Source organism: Methylovorus sp. MM2, from assembly GCF_001648895.1.
Classification (GTDB): domain Bacteria; phylum Pseudomonadota; class Gammaproteobacteria; order Burkholderiales; family Methylophilaceae; genus MM1.
This window is the reverse complement of record NZ_LXUF01000001.1, coordinates 970,211-988,498: the sequence shown is the minus strand read 5'-3', so window position 1 is coordinate 988,498 and position 18,288 is coordinate 970,211. Positions and strand designations below refer to the sequence as shown.

General features: G+C 47.6%; 17 protein-coding genes. 7 read left to right on the top strand and 10 right to left on the bottom strand.

What is annotated here, in order from left to right:
* Window positions 1–38: 38 nt before the first annotated feature.
* From A7981_RS04700 to A7981_RS04665, 7 genes are all read right to left on the bottom strand, one after another.
* Window positions 39–818: a TIGR01458 family HAD-type hydrolase gene (locus A7981_RS04700; RefSeq protein WP_067264685.1), complete on the bottom strand. Its 780-nt coding sequence runs from the start codon at window positions 816–818 to the stop codon at window positions 39–41.
* Window positions 819–878: 60 nt separating this feature from the next.
* Window positions 879–1,466 carry a manganese efflux pump MntP gene (mntP, locus tag A7981_RS04695; RefSeq protein ID WP_067264683.1) on the bottom strand — a complete coding sequence of 196 codons (588 nt, stop codon included), beginning with the start codon at window positions 1,464–1,466 and terminating at the stop codon, window positions 879–881.
* Between the two features lie 308 nt (window positions 1,467–1,774).
* Complete coding sequence (locus A7981_RS04685; RefSeq protein ID WP_067264679.1) at window positions 1,775–1,999, bottom strand: formate dehydrogenase subunit delta; 225 nt, start codon at window positions 1,997–1,999, stop codon at window positions 1,775–1,777.
* Between the two features lie 18 nt (window positions 2,000–2,017).
* The gene (gene fdhD, locus A7981_RS04680) at window positions 2,018–2,821 is read right to left on the bottom strand and encodes a formate dehydrogenase accessory sulfurtransferase FdhD (protein ID WP_067266552.1); all 804 of its coding nucleotides are present in this window, start codon (window positions 2,819–2,821) and stop codon (window positions 2,018–2,020) included.
* Window positions 2,822–2,848: 27 nt separating this feature from the next.
* Window positions 2,849–5,695, bottom strand: coding sequence for a formate dehydrogenase subunit alpha (fdhF, locus tag A7981_RS04675; protein ID WP_067264675.1), 2,847 nt, complete (start codon window positions 5,693–5,695; stop codon window positions 2,849–2,851).
* A 19-nt stretch (window positions 5,696–5,714) separates the two neighbouring features.
* A complete protein-coding gene (locus A7981_RS04670; protein ID WP_174545151.1) occupies window positions 5,715–7,268 on the bottom strand; it encodes an NADH-quinone oxidoreductase subunit NuoF in 1,554 nt (517 codons plus the stop codon).
* Entirely contained in the window at window positions 7,268–7,735 is a 468-nt protein-coding gene (locus tag A7981_RS04665) for a formate dehydrogenase subunit gamma (RefSeq protein WP_088178023.1), read from the bottom strand. The genes A7981_RS04670 and A7981_RS04665 overlap by 1 nt, the downstream gene beginning before the upstream one ends.
* Before the next feature lie 158 nt (window positions 7,736–7,893).
* Between A7981_RS04665 and adh the strand changes: the two genes are divergently transcribed.
* The 3 genes from adh (at window position 7,894) to pap (ending at window position 11,452) form a co-directional block, all read left to right on the top strand.
* A complete protein-coding gene (adh, locus tag A7981_RS04660) occupies window positions 7,894–9,414 on the top strand; it encodes an aldehyde dehydrogenase (protein ID WP_067264669.1) in 1,521 nt (506 codons plus the stop codon).
* A 143-nt stretch (window positions 9,415–9,557) separates the two neighbouring features.
* Window positions 9,558–9,932 carry a DUF779 domain-containing protein gene (locus A7981_RS04655; RefSeq protein WP_067264666.1) on the top strand — a complete coding sequence of 125 codons (375 nt, stop codon included), beginning with the start codon at window positions 9,558–9,560 and terminating at the stop codon, window positions 9,930–9,932.
* 32 nt (window positions 9,933–9,964) lie between these two features.
* Window positions 9,965–11,452 carry a polyphosphate:AMP phosphotransferase gene (gene pap / locus A7981_RS04650; protein WP_067264665.1) on the top strand — a complete coding sequence of 496 codons (1,488 nt, stop codon included), beginning with the start codon at window positions 9,965–9,967 and terminating at the stop codon, window positions 11,450–11,452.
* An 8-nt stretch (window positions 11,453–11,460) separates the two neighbouring features.
* Here pap and A7981_RS04645 read toward each other — a convergent pair whose 3' ends face one another.
* Window positions 11,461–12,132: a hypothetical protein gene (locus tag A7981_RS04645; protein ID WP_067264664.1), complete on the bottom strand. Its 672-nt coding sequence runs from the start codon at window positions 12,130–12,132 to the stop codon at window positions 11,461–11,463.
* 237 nt (window positions 12,133–12,369) lie between these two features.
* On the opposite strand from A7981_RS04645, the gene A7981_RS04640 reads away from it, so the two are divergent.
* The 3 genes from A7981_RS04640 to gluQRS are packed head-to-tail and all read left to right on the top strand — an operon-like array spanning window position 12,370 to window position 14,777.
* Window positions 12,370–13,548, top strand: a complete 1,179-nt coding sequence (locus A7981_RS04640) for a PilT/PilU family type 4a pilus ATPase (RefSeq protein ID WP_067264660.1) — start codon at window positions 12,370–12,372, stop codon at window positions 13,546–13,548.
* 16 nt (window positions 13,549–13,564) lie between these two features.
* Entirely contained in the window at window positions 13,565–13,876 is a 312-nt protein-coding gene (locus A7981_RS04635; protein WP_067264657.1) for a DUF3301 domain-containing protein, read from the top strand.
* A 4-nt stretch (window positions 13,877–13,880) separates the two neighbouring features.
* Window positions 13,881–14,777, top strand: a complete 897-nt coding sequence (gene gluQRS / locus A7981_RS04630) for a tRNA glutamyl-Q(34) synthetase GluQRS (RefSeq protein ID WP_067264655.1) — start codon at window positions 13,881–13,883, stop codon at window positions 14,775–14,777.
* On the opposite strand, the gene A7981_RS04625 is transcribed toward gluQRS, so the two are convergent.
* Entirely contained in the window at window positions 14,774–16,435 is a 1,662-nt protein-coding gene (locus tag A7981_RS04625; RefSeq protein WP_067264651.1) for a diguanylate cyclase, read from the bottom strand. The two genes, gluQRS and A7981_RS04625, sit on opposite strands and share 4 nt — an antisense overlap.
* 189 nt (window positions 16,436–16,624) lie before the next feature.
* Between A7981_RS04625 and hslO the strand changes: the two genes are divergently transcribed.
* Window positions 16,625–17,500, top strand: coding sequence for an Hsp33 family molecular chaperone HslO (gene hslO / locus A7981_RS04620; protein WP_067266548.1), 876 nt, complete (start codon window positions 16,625–16,627; stop codon window positions 17,498–17,500).
* Here hslO and A7981_RS04615 read toward each other — a convergent pair.
* On the bottom strand, window positions 17,497–18,270 hold the full coding sequence (locus A7981_RS04615; RefSeq protein WP_067264648.1) for an RNA methyltransferase: 774 nt from the start codon (window positions 18,268–18,270) through the stop codon (window positions 17,497–17,499). The genes hslO and A7981_RS04615 overlap by 4 nt on opposite strands.
* Window positions 18,271–18,288 lie beyond the last annotated feature (18 nt).

The window sequence follows — 18,288 nt, the reverse complement described above, 5'->3', positions numbered from 1 at the left end:
TTATCATGGCATGCCCCACCATGATGCCGCTGAATAAGCTAGGAGTGAATTCCCAGAAAGCCGGGGAGGTCGGCGATAGAATCGAATACCCAATCCGGCGTGATAGCTGATTTATCCACATATTCCTGACGGTATTTACCCGTCTTGACCAGCACGGCATGAATACCCGCATCATGAGCACCACCGATATCAGAATCGATGTCGTCGCCTACCATCAACACTTCGATAGGGCTGACCTCAAGGTCTTCCAATGCCGTCTTAAAAAAGTCGTTGGAAGGCTTGCCGATGATCATGGTAGAAGTGCCACTGGCATACTCCAAGCCAGCGATGAAACTCCCGATATCCAATTTGAGCCCTTGTTCAGTCTGCCAGAAACGGTTTTTGTGAATGGCAATCAGCTTTGCCCCGTCCATGAGATTAGTGAAAATCTCATTCATTAAGCTATACGACCAAGCATCGCCAATATCGCCGATCACGATATAGTCGGGTTTGGTATCGGATTGACGAAAGCCGGAAAAATCCTTTTTTACATCATCAGCCAATAATAACCGACATACCGGATCACCTCGTTGGCTCAGATAAAGCAATGCAGCCTGTGGTGCACTGAAAATCTCCTCACGCTTGATATTAAAACCCATCGCATTGATCTTTTCTTGCAATGATTTCAATGAGAGTGTGCTGGTATTCGTCAGAAATCGGCATGGAATACCCGCAGCGCGCACCTTTTTAACCGCCTCTATGGCGCCTTCGACCACGGTATTGTCTACGTATAAAACGCCATCGAGATCGAACAGAACCGCCTTGAATACACTCTTCATGAATACCTCACTTTGAATATCAGATTACCCATGCTTCATTTAATGCAGGTTTTATGCCAGTCACAGATATTGCGCGACGAGTGTCGCCTGACTTAGATGCTCGTATAAAATAAAGCTACCGATCGCGATAAGAATAACACCGCCAACAATCTCTGCACGCTTGCCTACGACTGCACCTAAGGCACGCCCAAGCATCACGCCAATGGTCACCATTAACATGGTAGCCAAACCTATCGCCAGCGCGATTTTTCCGATACTGACATCAAGAAAAGCCAGACTGACACCAACTGCCATGGCATCGATACTGGTGGCAAATGCGGTGACTGCCAACATCCAGAATGAATGCTGTTCGGGTTTTTCATCTTCATGCTCAGATTTTGCAAAACCCTCACGAATCATGCTCACACCCAATATAGCCAAAAGCGTAAAAGCGATCCAGTGATCCCATTCGGAGATATATTTTGATGCAACAGAACCTATCGCCCAGCCTATAACAGGTGTGATAGCTTCGATAACACCAAATATCAGGCCCATTCTCAAGGCTTCACGCAAGTGTGGTTTTTGCAGGGTCGCACCTTTGCCAACCGCTGCGGCAAAAGCATCGGTAGACATAGCAAAGGCGATTAAAACGATAGAGGCGAAATTCATATTGCAGCTTTCAATTAAAGTCGGATAAGACGAAATGGCACAACAACGCATCCGACAACTTCGCGCTGAAATACCATTTGGTCTCGCCAACCTAATCAGGCTGCAGGTGCCACGACATGCATGATGTCGAGTATGTTGACACAAGCGCTTTCAGAGCTGAAAGCAGGCTACTCCCCAAAGGAGAATGGATTATAACGTGGGTGATTAAATTCTTGAGTAATGAGATTCAATCTCATTTTTTGGATGCAAAAAAAGTTACGTTTTATGGACGGCGATTAAATATAAAACCCTTAAAAACAGACTTTTGATTAAGCTAAGACGGCAACGTTCTCTTTGATAGCATCAACAACCAATGGCTGCAATGCAGTTCCCTGCTCTTCTGTCACATACTCCACGATCTGCTTGCGCATGGAGAGTGCCCAGAAGCGTTTGATATGGCTCACGATATCCAGCTTTGCCTGCTCGGCATCAGGATAGGCAAAAAAGAATTCCCCGATCTGGTTCGCCATTTTGATAAGTTGTTCGATATTCATAAACGTCTCAGCTTTTTCTTAATAGATGATGCGTTCTGCACCACTGTAAACCACATGCTGATGTGCACGTGTGAATCCCACTAATGTGACATCGCAGCTTTTGGCGATACGTATCGCCAAACCGGTAGGCGCTGAAATGGCAACCAACATGGGAATATCCGCTGTAGCGACTTTTTGTACCATTTCATAGCTGGCGCGGCTGGTCGTTAATACAAAGCCCTGCTTGTCGCTGCCACTAGATGCCAACGCCCCAACCAGTTTATCCAATGCGTTATGACGGCCGACATCTTCACGCACCAGCAATATCTCACCCTCTGGGCTAACCCACGCACTGGCATGCGTTGCGCCTGTCATATTCTGCAATGGTTGCTGGATTTGCATCTGCTGTTGTGCTTTTTGAATGGCATCAGCTTTGAATTTTAAGGTACTTTTTACAGATGACTGGGGAATACGTAGGGCTTGCTCCAAACTTTCTGCACCACATAAACCGCAACCAGTGCGACCTGTCATGCTACGGCGGCGCTCTTTGAGCCGATGAAAACGCTCAGAGGCAATATCAAGATGCAGCTCGATCCCCTTTTCCTGCGGTACGATCTCAATGCCATACAACTCACTTGGCGAAGACAAGATACCTTCAGCCAATGAAAAACCAAGCGCAAAGTCTTTCAGATCACTAGGTGTCGCCAGCATCACAGCATGTGATACGCCGTTATAGATCATGGCGATAGGCACTTCTTCAGCAACGCAATCGCTTAATTTAACTACGCCATCTTGCTGCCACTTTTGTACAGGGTATATGCCTGTCGTAGCCTCTGATGTCATGCCTTCTTTGATAACCAGATCGTTCAATTATTCTACCCGTGCCTCATGAAGTGGATTATATGCAAAGGAAATCTGCTCTTCGCTGAATTCCTGATAGTTCTTTTGCCATCCTGATAATTGCGAGACACGCGTCACCTGCACGGCTGTCACCTTGAATTCCGGGCAGTTTGTCGCCCAATCGGAGTTATCAGTCGTGATCACGTTCGCACCTGACTCAGGATGGTGGAAAGTAGTATAGATCACACCGGGCTGCACGCGTTCAGTAATTTTTGCACGCAATACCGTTTCACCGGCTCGGCTATTGATGCCCACCCAATCACCTTCTTTGATGCCGCGGTCTTCTGCATCATGCGGATGAATCTCAACCTGGTCTTCAGGGTGCCAAGCTACGTTATCAGTCCGGCGAGTCTGAGCACCGACATTGTATTGCGAAAGAATACGCCCGGTAGTGAGTATCAATGGGTATTTCGCATTGACCTTTTCAGTGGTCGGTACATATTGGGTGATAAAGAATTTGCCTTTACCACGCACAAATTCATCGATATGCATGGTGGGCGTGCCTTCTGGATGATCATCATTACAAGGCCACTGCACACTACCAAGCTCATCCAGCTTTTTGAAGCTTACACCTTTGAATGTCGGGGTGAGCGCTGCGATCTCATCTAGGATATCGGACGCAGAGTTGTAGTGCATAGGATAACCCAGTGCGGCAGATAGCTTGGCTGTGATCTCCCAATCCTCAAATCCATTCTTCGGGCTCATCACACGACGCACTGGCGAAATACGACGCTCAGCATTCGTAAAGGTGCCGGTTTTTTCAAGGAATGATGCGCCCGGCAGGAATACATGCGCATACATCGCGGTCTCGTTGAGGAACAGGTCCTGCACGATGACACATTCCATAGATTCCAGCGCATGCGTTACATGCTGCGTATTAGGGTCCGACTGGGCGATGTCCTCACCATTGCAATAAAGTGCTTTAAAGCCACCTTCTATCGCGGCATCCAGCATGTTGGGGATACGCAACCCCGGCTCTTTGCTAAGCGGCCTGCCCCATGCAGTCTCAAATAAAGCGCGTGCAGCATCATCAGACACGTGACGATATCCTGTGAACTCATGCGGCATAGACCCCATGTCACATGAACCCTGCACATTGTTTTGCCCACGCAATGGATTGACTCCCACACCTTCTCTACCAATATTGCCCGTTGCCATCGCAAGATTGGCGATACCCATCACCATAGTAGAGCCTTGGCTATGCTCTGTGACGCCTAATCCATAATAGATAGCCGCATTGCCGCCGGTAGCAAATAATCTTGCAGCGGCGCGGATGTCTTCAGCTTTAACACCGATATCTTCTTGGAGTACTTCAGGCGAGTTTTCAGGTTTAGCGACAAAATCACGCCAAAGAACGAAAGAATCCCATTCGCAGCGCGCTTTAACGAAATCCTCTTTAACCAATCCTTCGGTTACTACAACATGCGCCAAAGCAGATATCAATGCGACATTGGTACCGGGACGTAATTTAAGATGATGGTTAGCTTTGACATGCGGCGATGACACAAGATCGATCGCACGCGGATCAGCGACAATCAATTTCGCGCCTTCGCGCAGACGCCTTTTCATCTGTGAGCCGAATACAGGATGACCATCCGTAGGATTGGCACCAATCACCATAATCACATCTGATTTCATCACAGAATCAAATGTCTGTGTACCGGCTGACTCACCTAAGGTCTGCTTTAGGCCATATCCCGTAGGCGAATGGCAAACACGGGCGCAGGTATCGACATTATTACTGCCGAATACGGCACGCACTAGTTTCTGGATAACGTAGACTTCCTCATTGGTACAACGTGACGAAGTGATCGCGCCAACGGATTCGCGACCATATTTACCCTGAATACGGGTGATCTCGCTAGCAGCGTAGCCGATAGCCTCTTCCCATGACGCTTCTTGCCATGGGTCGGTGATGTTTTTACGGATCATTGGTGTCGTAATGCGGTCTTTATGCGTTGCATACCCCCATGCAAACCTGCCTTTGACGCAAGAGTGCCCATGATTGGCGCCGCCATCTTTATTCGGCACCATTCGAACCAACTCTTCGCCTTTCATCTCAGCATTGAATGAACAGCCCACACCACAATAAGCACAGGTGGTGGTGACACTATGCTCAGGCTGCCCATGTTGGATGACCGACTTTTCCATCAAAGTCGCAGTCGGGCAAGCTTGCACACAGGCACCGCAGGATACACATTCAGAATCCATAAAATCGGTGATGCCAGCAGCGACTTTTGATTCAAAACCGCGCCCTTGGATCGTTAATGCAAACGTGCCTTGTGTCTCTTCACACGCCCGCACACAGCGAGAGCAGACGATGCACTTGGAAGGATCAAAAGTAAAATAAGGGTTGGAAGTATCTTTTTCCGCTTTCAGGTGATTCTCGCCCTCATAGCCGTAACGCACTTCACGCAAACCCACAGCACCGGCCATGTCCTGTAACTCACAATCTCCATTGGCTGAACAAGTCAGACAATCCAAAGGATGATCAGATATATAGAGTTCCATCACACCACGGCGGATATCTGCCAGTTTTGCAGACTGTGTGTGAACTTTTAAGCCTTCATCGACAGGTGTCGTACACGATGCCGGATAGCCACGCCGCCCATCGATCTCTACCAGACATAAGCGACATGAGCCGAAGGGATCAAGGCTATCGGTTGCACATAATTTAGGTACCGATATACCCGCCACCATTGCAGCATGCATGATGGAGCTTCCAGCAGGGACAGTGACCTGCGCACCATCGATCTGCAGGGTCACCTGCTTATCGGATTTTATTGCTGGCGTTCCATAATCTTTTTGCGTATCCATGACTTACTCCTTGAACCTGCTAGGCCGCTTGCTCTTTATTTTGTAGGCCGAAATCTTCTGCAAAATGGTTAATCGCGCTTAATACAGGGTAAGGCGTCATTCCCCCCAGTGCACACAAAGAACCGTTGAGCATGGTGTCGCTGAGATCGCGCACCAACGCTATACTTTTCGCTTGATCAGTACCAGCGATGATCTTGTCCATGACCTCCACACCGCGCGTAGAGCCTATGCGGCATGGCGTACATTTACCGCATGACTCGATCGCACAGAACTCAAATGCGTAGCGCGCCATCTTTGCCATATCCACCGTATCGTCAAAAGCAACGATGCCGCCGTGGCCAAGCACCGCCCATATCTTGGTGAACTCTTCATAATCCAATGGGGTATCGAATTGTGATTCAGGCAGATAAGCGCCTAAAGGACCGCCGACCTGCACGGCGCGTATTGGTCTACCACTTGCAGAACCGCCACCGTAATCGTAAAGAAGCTCGCGTAAGGTGATGCCAAAAGCTTTTTCAACCAGACCGCCATGTTTGATATTACCGGCCAACTGAATCGGCAAAGTACCGCGTGATTTACCCATGCCGTAATCGCGGTAATAGACGCTACCTTTATCGAGAATAATCGGCACGCTCGCAAATGAAATGACGTTATTTACAACGGTTGGTTTACCAAATAGACCTTCAATAGCAGGCAAGGGTGGTTTAAATCTCACTAGGCCGCGTTTACCTTCTAGGCTCTCTAGCAAGGAAGTCTCTTCGCCACATACATAAGCCCCTGCTGCGCGACGAACTTCCAAATCAAAATCCTTACCACTACCTTGAATATCTTTACCTAGATACCCTGCAAGATAGGCATTCAAGATCGCCTCATTCAGTGTTTCAAGCGCATGGGGATATTCTGAGCGCAGATAGATATAACCTTGCGTAGCGCCGACAGCCAAACCAGCGATGGTCATGCCCTCTATCAAAACGAAAGGATCACCTTCCATGATCATGCGATCAGAATAAGTACCTGAATCACCTTCATCTGCATTGCAAACGATATATTTTTGATCTGCCACACAACCATGCACGGTCTTCCACTTGATGCCTGTGGGGAATGCTGCACCGCCACGGCCACGCAAGCCCGAGTCTGTCACGCGGGCGACAATGCCAGCAGGTTCTATACTTAATGCCTGTTTAAGCCCGCGATAGCCGTCATGCGCCAGATAATCTTCCAGTGATACCGGATCAGTGATGCCCACACGAGCAAAAGTCAAACGCTCCTGCTTTTTAAGCCATGTAATCTCTTCTGTAAGACCGAGGTTTAATCTGTGTGCTCCGCCATGTAAAAAATCAGCATCGAATAACCCAGCGACATCCATTTCATCTACAGGCCCATAAGCTACTCGACCGGCTTCAGTCTCCACTTCCACTAGCGGTTCAAGCCAAAACAGGCCGCGCGAACCGTTACGGATGAGTTTGATGGGGATATTCCGCTTAGCAGACTCTGCCGCTATGGCCTTCGCCACATCATTGGCACCTAACGATAAAGCACTTGAATCTCGCGGCACATAGACTTTGATGCTCATCATGCCCCCTTTGCCGAAGCGATAATGCGGTCGATCTTCTGCGCACTCACGCGCCCGTATATCTCATCATCCATCATCACCGCTGGGGAGCAGGCACAATTACCTAAACAGTAGACTGGCTCCAGCGTGATGCTGCCATCGGCTGTCGTCTCATGAAAATGAACGGCTAAGGTAGATTGGATATGTTGCTCAAGGGCTGCACTTCCCATGGATTGGCAAGACTCAGCACGGCACACTTGCAAGACATGCCGGCCTGGAGGATGTTGGCGAAAATGGTGATAAAAGGTAACAACGCCGTGAACTTCAGCAACCGAGAGGTTAAGTGCTTTGGAAATGAGGCTATAAGATTCTTCAGGGATGAAACCGATGTCATCCTGAATGGCGTGTAACAAAGGCAACAACGCACCAGGTGCGTCTTTGCATGTCACGATGTGCGCTTCTACTCGCGCTTTTTGATCTGGCAACACAACGTCTATCTCCTCTACCACCTGATAAAATTATTTTTATTAGTTCGAATCGATACTGCTGTTTTTTTTATTACTCACATCACCGTTACATTTTGATACAATTTTAGAAACAAAGTCAAATAACAAGTTCAATAATTTTTACATTGAGGAGAAGCATCATGGTTTTAGAAAGCCTAAAAGGTCTGGGTGTTGATATCCCATATAAAGCAAAATACGATAATTATATCGGTGGCGAATGGGTTGCTCCTGTAGATGACCGTTACTTTGACAATATCAGCCCGATCACCGGCAAGGTGTTCTGCCGCGTTGCACGCTCTAACGAGAAAGATGTCAATGTCGCACTAGATGCTGCCCATGCTGCCAAAGAAGCATGGGGCAAGACCTCAACGACAGAACGTTCGAACATTCTGCTAAAAATCGCAGATGCAATGGAAGCCAATCTTGAAAAGATCGCGATTGCAGAGACCATCGACAATGGCAAACCATTGCGCGAAACCATGAATGCAGATATTCCTCTAGCTATCGATCACTTTCGCTACTTCGCAGGCTGTGTTCGTGCGCAGGAAGGCGGCATTAGCGAGATCGACCATGACACCGTGGCTTATCACTTCCATGAACCGCTAGGCGTCGTTGGCCAGATCATCCCTTGGAACTTCCCGATCCTGATGGCCGCATGGAAATTAGCACCCGCGTTGGCAGCAGGTAACTGTATCGTGCTAAAACCGGCTGAACAGACGCCTGCATCCATCCTGATCGTAATGGAGATCATCGGCAAATTATTACCTGCTGGCGTATTAAACGTCATCAATGGTTTTGGTGTTGAAGTAGGCAAAGCATTGGCTACCAGCCCAAGAATCGCCAAGATCGCATTCACTGGCTCTACTTCGGTTGGTCGCTTGATCATGCAATATGCGAGCCAAAACTTGATTCCTGTCACGTTGGAGTTAGGCGGTAAATCACCTAATATCTTCTTTGAAGACATCATGGATGCTGATGACGCCTATTTTGATAAATGTCTTGAAGGTTTTGCCCTGTTTGCATTGAACCAAGGCGAAGTCTGTACCTGTCCTAGTCGTGCATTGATTCAGGAATCGATCTACGAGAAATTCATCGAACGTGCCATCAAACGCGTAAAAGCGATCAAACAAGGCAATCCACTTAACCCCGCTACCATGATCGGTGCGCAAGCATCTAGCGAACAGGTCGAGATCATTCTTTCCTACATCAAGCTAGGTAAAGAAGAAGGTGCAGAGCTGCTCACAGGTGGCAACATCAGCAAACTGGATGGTGAGTTGAGCGAAGGTTATTACATCGAACCTACCGTATTCAAGGGCCATAACAAGATGCGCATCTTTCAGGAAGAGATCTTTGGCCCAGTATTATCAGTAACAACATTCAAGGATGAAGCAGAAGCACTGGCTATCGCCAATGACACGATGTATGGCTTGGGTGCAGGTGTATGGACGCGTGATGGCAGCCGTGCATTCCGCGTGGGCCGTGGTGTTCAGGCTGGCCGTGTATGGACTAACTGTTACCACCTCTACCCTGCGCATGCGGCGTTCGGTGGTTACAAGCAATCAGGTATCGGCCGTGAAAACCACAAGATGATGCTGGATCACTACCAACAAACCAAGAACCTGCTCGTCAGCTACAGTCCTAACGCTTTAGGTTTTTTCTAAACACACTCAACGCTGATTAAAATAATTGGCGCAAGTAAAGAGATACGCAGTGTCGCATTTAGATTTTAAAATGTCGCACTGCGTTTTCATTCACAGCTTGATGAATAGTACGATAAAGATACATTACGCCAAAAGGTGATGCCATGATTGCAACGCGTATTACCAGCACGCCCGCTGCCGATGCCCTACTTGATGAGCTGAAAGCAGAGCATGGCAATCTTATGTTCCATCAATCAGGTGGTTGCTGCGAAGGCAGTGCCCCCATGTGCCTGCAAGAAGGCGAATTCATGATAGGTAGTTCAGATGTCAAACTCGGCGACGTGCATGGCGTGCCTTTCTATATGGCAAAATTCCAATTCCAGTATTGGGAGCACACGCACCTAACCTTGGACGTCATTGCTGGCCATGGCGGTATGTTTTCGCTGGAACAGGCCACTGGCAAACACTTCATCATCCGCTCACGCCTTTTCACCGATGATGAACTCGAACATCTGCCACCTGTGGAGCTATGCAGTTAAACTAACAGTTCCTAACTTTAAAGCATCGCGCTATGTTTGAATCGGCTGAACTCGGGCATCACATCTCCAAAGAAAAATATGAACTAGCACTGCCCTTGCTCAGAAAGGCTTTGCTGGATGTACAGTATAAATTGCTTGAGCTTAAGTCCTTCCCCGTCATTCTGCTCATCAGTGGTGTGGATGGTGCAGGAAAAGGCGAAACAGCGAACATTCTCAATGAGTGGATGGATGCCCGCCATATCCACACCTATGCCTTTGCGCCACCCAGCCAGGACGAGCTGGCAAAACCACCCATGTGGCGCTTCTGGCAAGCACTACCTCCTAAAGGCGAGATTGGCATCTTCTTTGGCTCTTGGTACACCGAGCCTATCGTCCAGAAAAGCTATGGTGAGATCAAAACCTCTGAATTAGATAATGCCATGAACGACATCGTGCGCTTTGAACAGATGCTCACAGAAGAAGGTGCACTTGTCATCAAGCTATGGTTCCATCTATCCAAAGATGCACAAAAAAACAGAATCAAGGCATTAAAAAAAGACCCCAAGACGCGTTGGCGTGTCAGCAAACAGGATATCAAACACCTGAAGCTATACGATAGATTCCGCCGCATTGCCGGGCGTGTACTCAAAGAGACCAGTACCGCGAATGCCCCATGGATGGTGATCGAAGGTACTGATCCTAATTACCGCAACCTGACCACCGGCGAATATCTCCTTGAAACCCTTAAATCAAGGATCAGCCAACATAAGAAAAAGACACCAAAACCAGAGGCACCACCATTACTAAAACCCATTGATAAGCTACGTATTCTTGATACCTTAGATTTATCCAAGCAACAGGATAAAGAGACATACAACAATCAATTAGAGCATTACCAAGGCAAGCTCAACCAGCTGAGCAGACATCCTAAATTCAAAAAGATGGCGCTAGTGCTGGCGTTCGAAGGCGTAGATGCCGCTGGTAAGGGTGGTGCAATCCGCAGAGTCACCCAAGCACTGGATGCACGTATCTACAACGTCACCCCCATCTCAGCGCCCAGCGATGAAGAACAAGCCCAACCATACTTATGGCGTTTTTGGCGCAAAATTCCCGCCAAAGCACATGTCGCGATATTTGACAGATCATGGTATGGCCGTGTGTTGGTCGAGCGTGTTGAGAAGTTTTGCAGTCAATATGATTGGCTACGCGCTTATGCTGAGATCAATGATTTTGAAGAACAGCTAAGCAAGCACGATGTACTCGTGCTTAAGTTCTGGCTACAGATCACACAGGAAGAACAATTAGCCCGATTCACGGCACGCGAAGAGATCGCGTATAAACAGTTCAAGATCACGCCTGATGACTGGCGCAATCGCAAAAAATGGAATGCCTATAAATTAGCAGCGGCAGATATGGTAGAACGCACCAGCAGTGTCGTGGCACCATGGCATCTTATTGAAGCGAATGACAAGAACTATGCCCGCATCAAGATATTGCGAACATTATGTGAAAAAATAGAAGAGAAGCTAGCGCGTCTTTAAATCCACATTTAGAAATGGCTAGTCGGAGTTTCACCGCGAATGTAGTTCCCCGCTTCTGGATCACCGATCCAGAAATAATAAAACTCACGGACAACCGCTAAAAATAAACGGCGTGTGTCTTGCAACAAGAATAACGCTACCGTCGAATCGACCCCCACACGGTACACCTTTGGGCTTTGATCCGGCGCATCACGCAAACGCACCAGCAAAAGCTTCACCAGTTTGATGCGTGTATCGACCATATCCTGGGTCGCACCTTCTTGCCGTAATGCCAAACCATAAGCCTTAAGTGCCCATGTTTCAACTAGGCTAAATTTCTCTTTATCGAGCAGCTTCCAAATCGCTTTCAGGTTACAGTCTTGCGGCTGCCACTGAATCGGCTTTACTTCAAAAGCCTCGCCGGAGCTCATTGCGGCTATCGCCTTGATATCCTTGATCCAGAATGGGTAATATTCACGGGCAACAGAAAGGGTGAACGCCCAATCAGAATTGTCTATCTGTTCAATAACATCTTCAACGACATCCCGAAAGATAGCCCCATCAGGATTCTTATCAGCCAAGTCTGGCATCAGCTTTTGCAGGAACGCTTCGCGCCGTTTCAGGTTAGAAGCATCTGCGCCCTTTTTCTCTAGAAGATTAAGGTACGCACGTAGTGCCTCTTGCTCACGATTTTCAGTCATATGGGAATTATACGGATTCAAATATACAAACTTAAGGATTGGCACTGCTTTCTGTTAACTATAACTGATAAATTCCATGCAATAAATCTGGTTTACATTTTTTTTCATATTGCCGACTTAAATATCAATATCAATTTTCGTCATCCATTGCATGGATTATGTTGATGCCTAATCACATCGTGATTAAGATAGGGGTTAAATACTCAATCATCATTGCCTAATTTCGGAGTCATCTGCATGAATCAAGAACAAGCATTGGCATATATGCATAATCTTTTGCGTAGCATGTTAGACAAAAAAGCATCTGACTTATTCATCTCTGCTGACTTCCCGCCCGCAATGAAGATCGATGGGAAGATGACACCCGTTACCCAGCAAAAGCTCACTGGCGACCACACTAAAGCCTTTGCCGAAGCGATGATGAATGAGAAACAGCGCAAGCAGTTCGAGCAGGAAAAGGAATGTAACTTCGCAATATGGCCTCGCGAGATTGGCCGTTTTCGGGTCAATGTGTTTGTGCAGCAAGAGCATGTGGGCATGGTATTACGCACCATCACCACCAAGATCCCCAATTTTGATGAAATGGGCTTACCAAATCAGTTAAAAGACGTGATGATGGCAAAACGTGGCCTGATCATTCTGGTGGGAGGCACAGGTTCAGGTAAGTCGACCACATTGGCAGCATTGATCGACTACCGTAACGAGAACACCTACGGCCATATCATCACCATCGAAGACCCCGTTGAATATGTGCATCCAAGTAAGAACTGTCTCATCACCCATCGCGAAGTCGGTCGCGACACGCTGGATTGGTTTCCGGCATTAAAGAACACGTTGCGTCAGGCACCCGATGTCATCCTGATCGGTGAGATTCGCGATAAAGAAACCATGGAATTCGCTTTGGCATTTGCTGAAACAGGCCACCTATGCATGGCTACACTACATGCCAATAGTGCAAATCAGGCGCTTGACCGCATCATCAATTTCTTCCCCGAAGAGCGTCATGCACAACTCCATATGGATATCTCGCTTAACTTGCGCGCTTTCGTGTCACAACGCCTAGTGCCTAAAAAAGGGGGTGGGCGCTGTGCTGCGATCGAGATATTGCTTAACTCCCCATTGGTCGCTGATTTGATCCTTAAAGGCGAAACCAACATGGTAAAAGAAGCCATGGCAAAATCCATTGAGCTTGGCATGCAGACTTTCGATCAAGCTCTATTCCAGCTGTGTGAAGAAGGCCGCATCACAGAGGAAGATGCTTTACGCAACGCAGACTCGATCAATGAATTGCGCTTACGCTTCAAGTTACACGGTAAAGATGCAAAATCAAAAGATAGCAACTCAAGCATCGAGCATCTCTCTTTACACGAAGACAAACCGGAAGAAGATGAACCATCTACGCCAGTCGCTGGGTAATGAATAAGGCAGCTTTGTGGAAATCATTTTACTAATAGGCGTCATCGGTGGCGCATGGCTCTGGTTTGACAGCATTACGGCAAGAGAGACCGCTATCGAAAAAGGCAGTGATCTTGCAGCACGTTGCAACCTGCAATTGCTTGATGAGACAGTCGCATGCAGCAGATTAAGGCTAGGCCGTAACAACCGTGGACATGTGCGTTTATTACGCACCTACGATTTTGAGGTCAGCGCCACTGGTAGCGAGCGTTTGACCTGCCAATTGGTTCTGCTTGGCAAACAACTCCAGTCATGGCATATCCCACCGTATCTGCAAGCAGTGCATTAACGACATGTCGCCCTATGTAGGTCGCTTTGCCCCCTCCCCTACCGGACCACTGCATTTCGGCTCATTGGTGGCTGCCTTGGCAAGCTATCTCGAAGCAAGATCACATCAAGGGAAATGGCTAGTGCGTATGGAAGATCTGGATAGCGCACGCGAAATGCCGGGCGCAGCAGATAGCATTCTCAAAACGCTAGATACGTTCGGCTTTGAATGGGATGAAGCCGTACTTTATCAAAGCCAGCGGCATGAATACTATGCGAGCGCCTTAGCGCAGCTAGCCAATACCGGCCTGGCCTATCCTTGCGCATGTTCACGCAAGGAAATATCCGACTCGGCCACCCAAGGTATCGATGGCCTCATATACCCCGGCACTTGTCGTCATGGCGCGCCTTGCGGCAAAGAAGCAAAAGCATTGCGCATAAAGGTAGACGATACAGATATTCAGTTTGAAGATGCTATTCAGGGCAATATCTCACAGAACATGGCAAAGCAGATAGGCGACTTCGTATTAAAGCGCGCCGATGGCTTTTACGCATACCAGCTAGCGGTAGTAGTCGATGATGCAGCGCAGCATATCACCCACATAGTAAGGGGTGCAGACCTACTGGATTCGACAAGCCGCCAGATTTACCTGCAAAAACGCTTAGGGTTTCCAACGCCAAATTATGCGCATGTGCCGATTGCGGCGAATGCACAAGGCGAAAAATTGAGTAAACAGACCCTAGCTCATGACATCAACGAAAAAACGCCTGTAGATGCACTTTTTCTGGCGTTAAAGTTTCTGGGGCAATATCCACCACATCAACTTCAACAAACCAACCTGAAACACCTATGGGAATGGGCAATATTCCATTGGGATTTAGTAAAAATCCCACAGCAGCGATTAATGATTAGTTCGGATTAACTATTCCCGGCATCCGCAATTTCTAGGCGGTTTCTACCAGCAGCTTTGGCTCGATAAAGTGCTTTGTCAGCATTACGCAGCAGTTCTTCACCACTGCTCCCATGTGCAGGGAAGAACGCCAAACCAAACGAAGCTGAAACCTGTCCCAATGAGCGCCCGTAATGCTGTAACTGCAGCGCATAGATCAGTTGACGCAGCTGATTAGCAAGCTCTTGTACCATCTCTGGTGGTGCCTCCGGATAAATCATCACGAACTCTTCGCCACCAAAACGACAGGCAATATCGCCTGCACGTGAATTCTTGGCGAGCAGCGCGCCTACTTCGCGCAACAGCATATCGCCAGCATCATGGCCGAACGTATCATTGAATTTCTTGAAATGATCGAGATCAAGGATGACTAAACCGAGTGGGCGGGATTTTCTTTGTGCTGTGGCGATTTCGCGATGCAGCGATTCTTCCATATAGCGGCGATTGAACAAACCTGTCAGCGGATCTCTTACCGACAGATTACGCAAGGTATCACGCAATTTGATACTTGCCAGTGCCAATGCGATCTGGCTTGCCAGATTAACTGCAATATTTCTCTCGACGCTACTGATTTCAAGAGTCCCATGATTCTCCAGATGCAGTACGCCAAGTACATTTCCCTGCGCCACGATGGGAATGCAGAGGCTGAAAATATCGTCATCATGGTACAAATGCTTACACGCCAGAGAGTTGTGCCCCGCATCGAACCGATGCTCTTCTCCGCGCCTTAAAGCCCAGCAGTCATCCGGTTGAAAAATGACTTCACTTTTTGCGGGAGCGCCCCAATTAATACTGGCCTCTACCTGATTGCGCGATTCCCTGAAGAGATATAAAACACCCGCATCAACACTTAATAGTCGTGCGGCGAATTGGCGTATCACATCAAGTGACTCTTCGGTATTGGAGCACGCCTGTAAAAGGCTGGTCATCTCACTCATAAGAGACAGGTTATAAACCGTCATCTCATTGAATGCCTGACTCTCAATCAACCCCAACTCAACGCGGCGACGCTCAATAATCTCGCGATACATGCTCACGAACAAGATGATAAGTAGAAAAATAAAGCCGATACTCATACCCCAAAGCAGTAACTTCAAATTATAGAGTTTCTGTTCTGTAGCAAGCGATCTGGAAGTGAGCAGCCTATTTTCTTCAACCTGCATGCGCTCTATCATCTGACGCGCTCTATCGAGAATCGCTTTCGCGTGCGTCATGCTTGCTACCGCATCATGAGGTGGAATCGCGATATTATTCCCGGCGGTAGTCACTAACTCGTCAATGATAGGCATGATTGCGGTCAAGTGAGCCTGCTGACTCCGATTATCTTTAGTCAGCGTTTGTAATGTCGAGAGATCTTCAGGGATACGCTGCTTGGCAAAATAGAAAGGCTGCAGATACTGCTCTTGATGCATGATCAAGTACCCACGCCGGGCCGTCTCGACACCTTCGATATCCAGCCGTAAAAGGTCAAGCCGATTTAATACGGTATAGGTATGTTCTACAAGGCGACGAGAATCAACGAGCTCGTTTGTTGACCGTTGCAGCAGCATAAAAAGCGCTGGAACCATCGCCATTGCGAAAACGAATGCAAAGAATTGTGGCTTTAAAAAAGCCTTTAAACGTGGGCTCAAAACACAGACTCTTTTTTACTGATTGGGCTTATCATTAAATAACAGACAACTAGATTCTTACTTAATTTAGCCATCTCATCAATTTTTTGTTAATTGGGGACGCATATCTTGAATAAGACACATGATATTTCTCTCAATGTTATGATGTATTATCAAGCCCAAGAACCTAATATTTTTCGTAAAAAGCCTATGCAACAACCAGACCAACTCCATCGTTTCATATTTGAGAACAACCCGATTCGCGGCAATATCGTGCATCTGGATAACACGTTCAATACTGCGCTACAACACCAGAAACTCCCACCAATATTACGTCAGGCACTTGGCGAACTGATGGTGGCAAGCATACTGCTTGCAGCTACGCTAAAAATGCAAGGCGCTTTGGTATTGCAGGTGCAAGGCAAAGGACCGATCAGCCTATTGGTTGTGGAATGCACTGATACATTGAATATACGTGCAACTGCCAAATGGTCAGGAGACCTTGAAGACCAAAGTTTTGGTGAGCTCGTAGGTGATGGCAGGTTCTTCATCACGCTTGATCCAAAAGACGGCAAACAGGCCTACCAAGGTATCGTTCCAGTCGAGGGCGACAATATCAGTGAAGTACTGCAAAACTACATGCAACGCTCGGAACAGATAGAAACACGCATATGGCTTGCCTGTGACGGAAAATCTGCTGCCGGGATGTTATTGCAAAAACTCCCTGACCAGCCTGAGCAAGATGTGGATGTCTGGACAAGAGCATCCTATCTTGCCGAAACGGTGAAAGACTCCGAACTGCTGACATTACCAGCAGAGATCTTACTCAAGCGGCTTTTCAACGAAGAAGACATTCGATTATTTCCTGAGCAATTGGTTAAATTCCAATGCAGTTGTTCAAGGACAAGTGTTGGCAATATGCTCAAAATGCTTGGCGAAGAAGAGGTCAACAGCATTATCGAAGAACGTGGAAATGTTGAAATCATTTGCGACTTTTGCAATGCAGACTATATCTTTGACAAGGTAGATGTCGAACAACTACTCAGCCATGAAATCGTCATGCCGAGCACGCCTAGCAAGCATTAAACAGTCTGCCGCACACGCTCAAACAAGAAAATAGACGTAGCGGCGGCGGCATTGAGTGATTCAACTTGCCCGTGCATGGGGATACTGACTGCATGATTTGCAGCTTTGATGGTGTCCTGATTTAAACCCGTACCCTCATTGCCGATAATGAAAGCGGTTGGTTGGCTTAAATCAAATGAATAGATGCACTGACCACTGAGTGTAGTTGCATAGGTATTCCCAGCAAACTCGGAAATGGTTTCTAGCAAATCTGCCCGCTCGATGATGGGTAATACAAATTGCGCGCCCTGGCCGCCTCTGAGCGATTTTGGTGACCAGGCATCTGTGCATCCCTCTGAAAGATAGACGGTCTGCACACCAGCAGCAGCAGCCGAACGCAGCATGCTGCCAAGATTACCGGGATCTTGAATATCTTCAAGCATCAGTACAAACTCAGGTGCCGCCGGAGTTTCAATAACAGGCGTGTTGATGAGTGCTAGAATACCGGTAGGCGATGCGACTGGGGTAAGCTCAGCAAACATCAACGTGGTGAACATCACAGTGGGGATATCAGATAGATTCTGGATAAGCCCCGTTACCTCGTTAGTAGAGAATCCCTCGGGGATAATAAGCAACTCAGGCATGCCAAAGTGGTCAATATAGGCATTGACCAGATGTGCGCCATCAAGCAATGTCTGATTCTGTTTACGACGCTCGCGTGATGAATCAGCAAGTTTCTTAAGCTGCTTGAAAAGAACGTTGTCACGCGAGGTAATATGCTTAAATGTCATGGTATTCAATTAAATCTA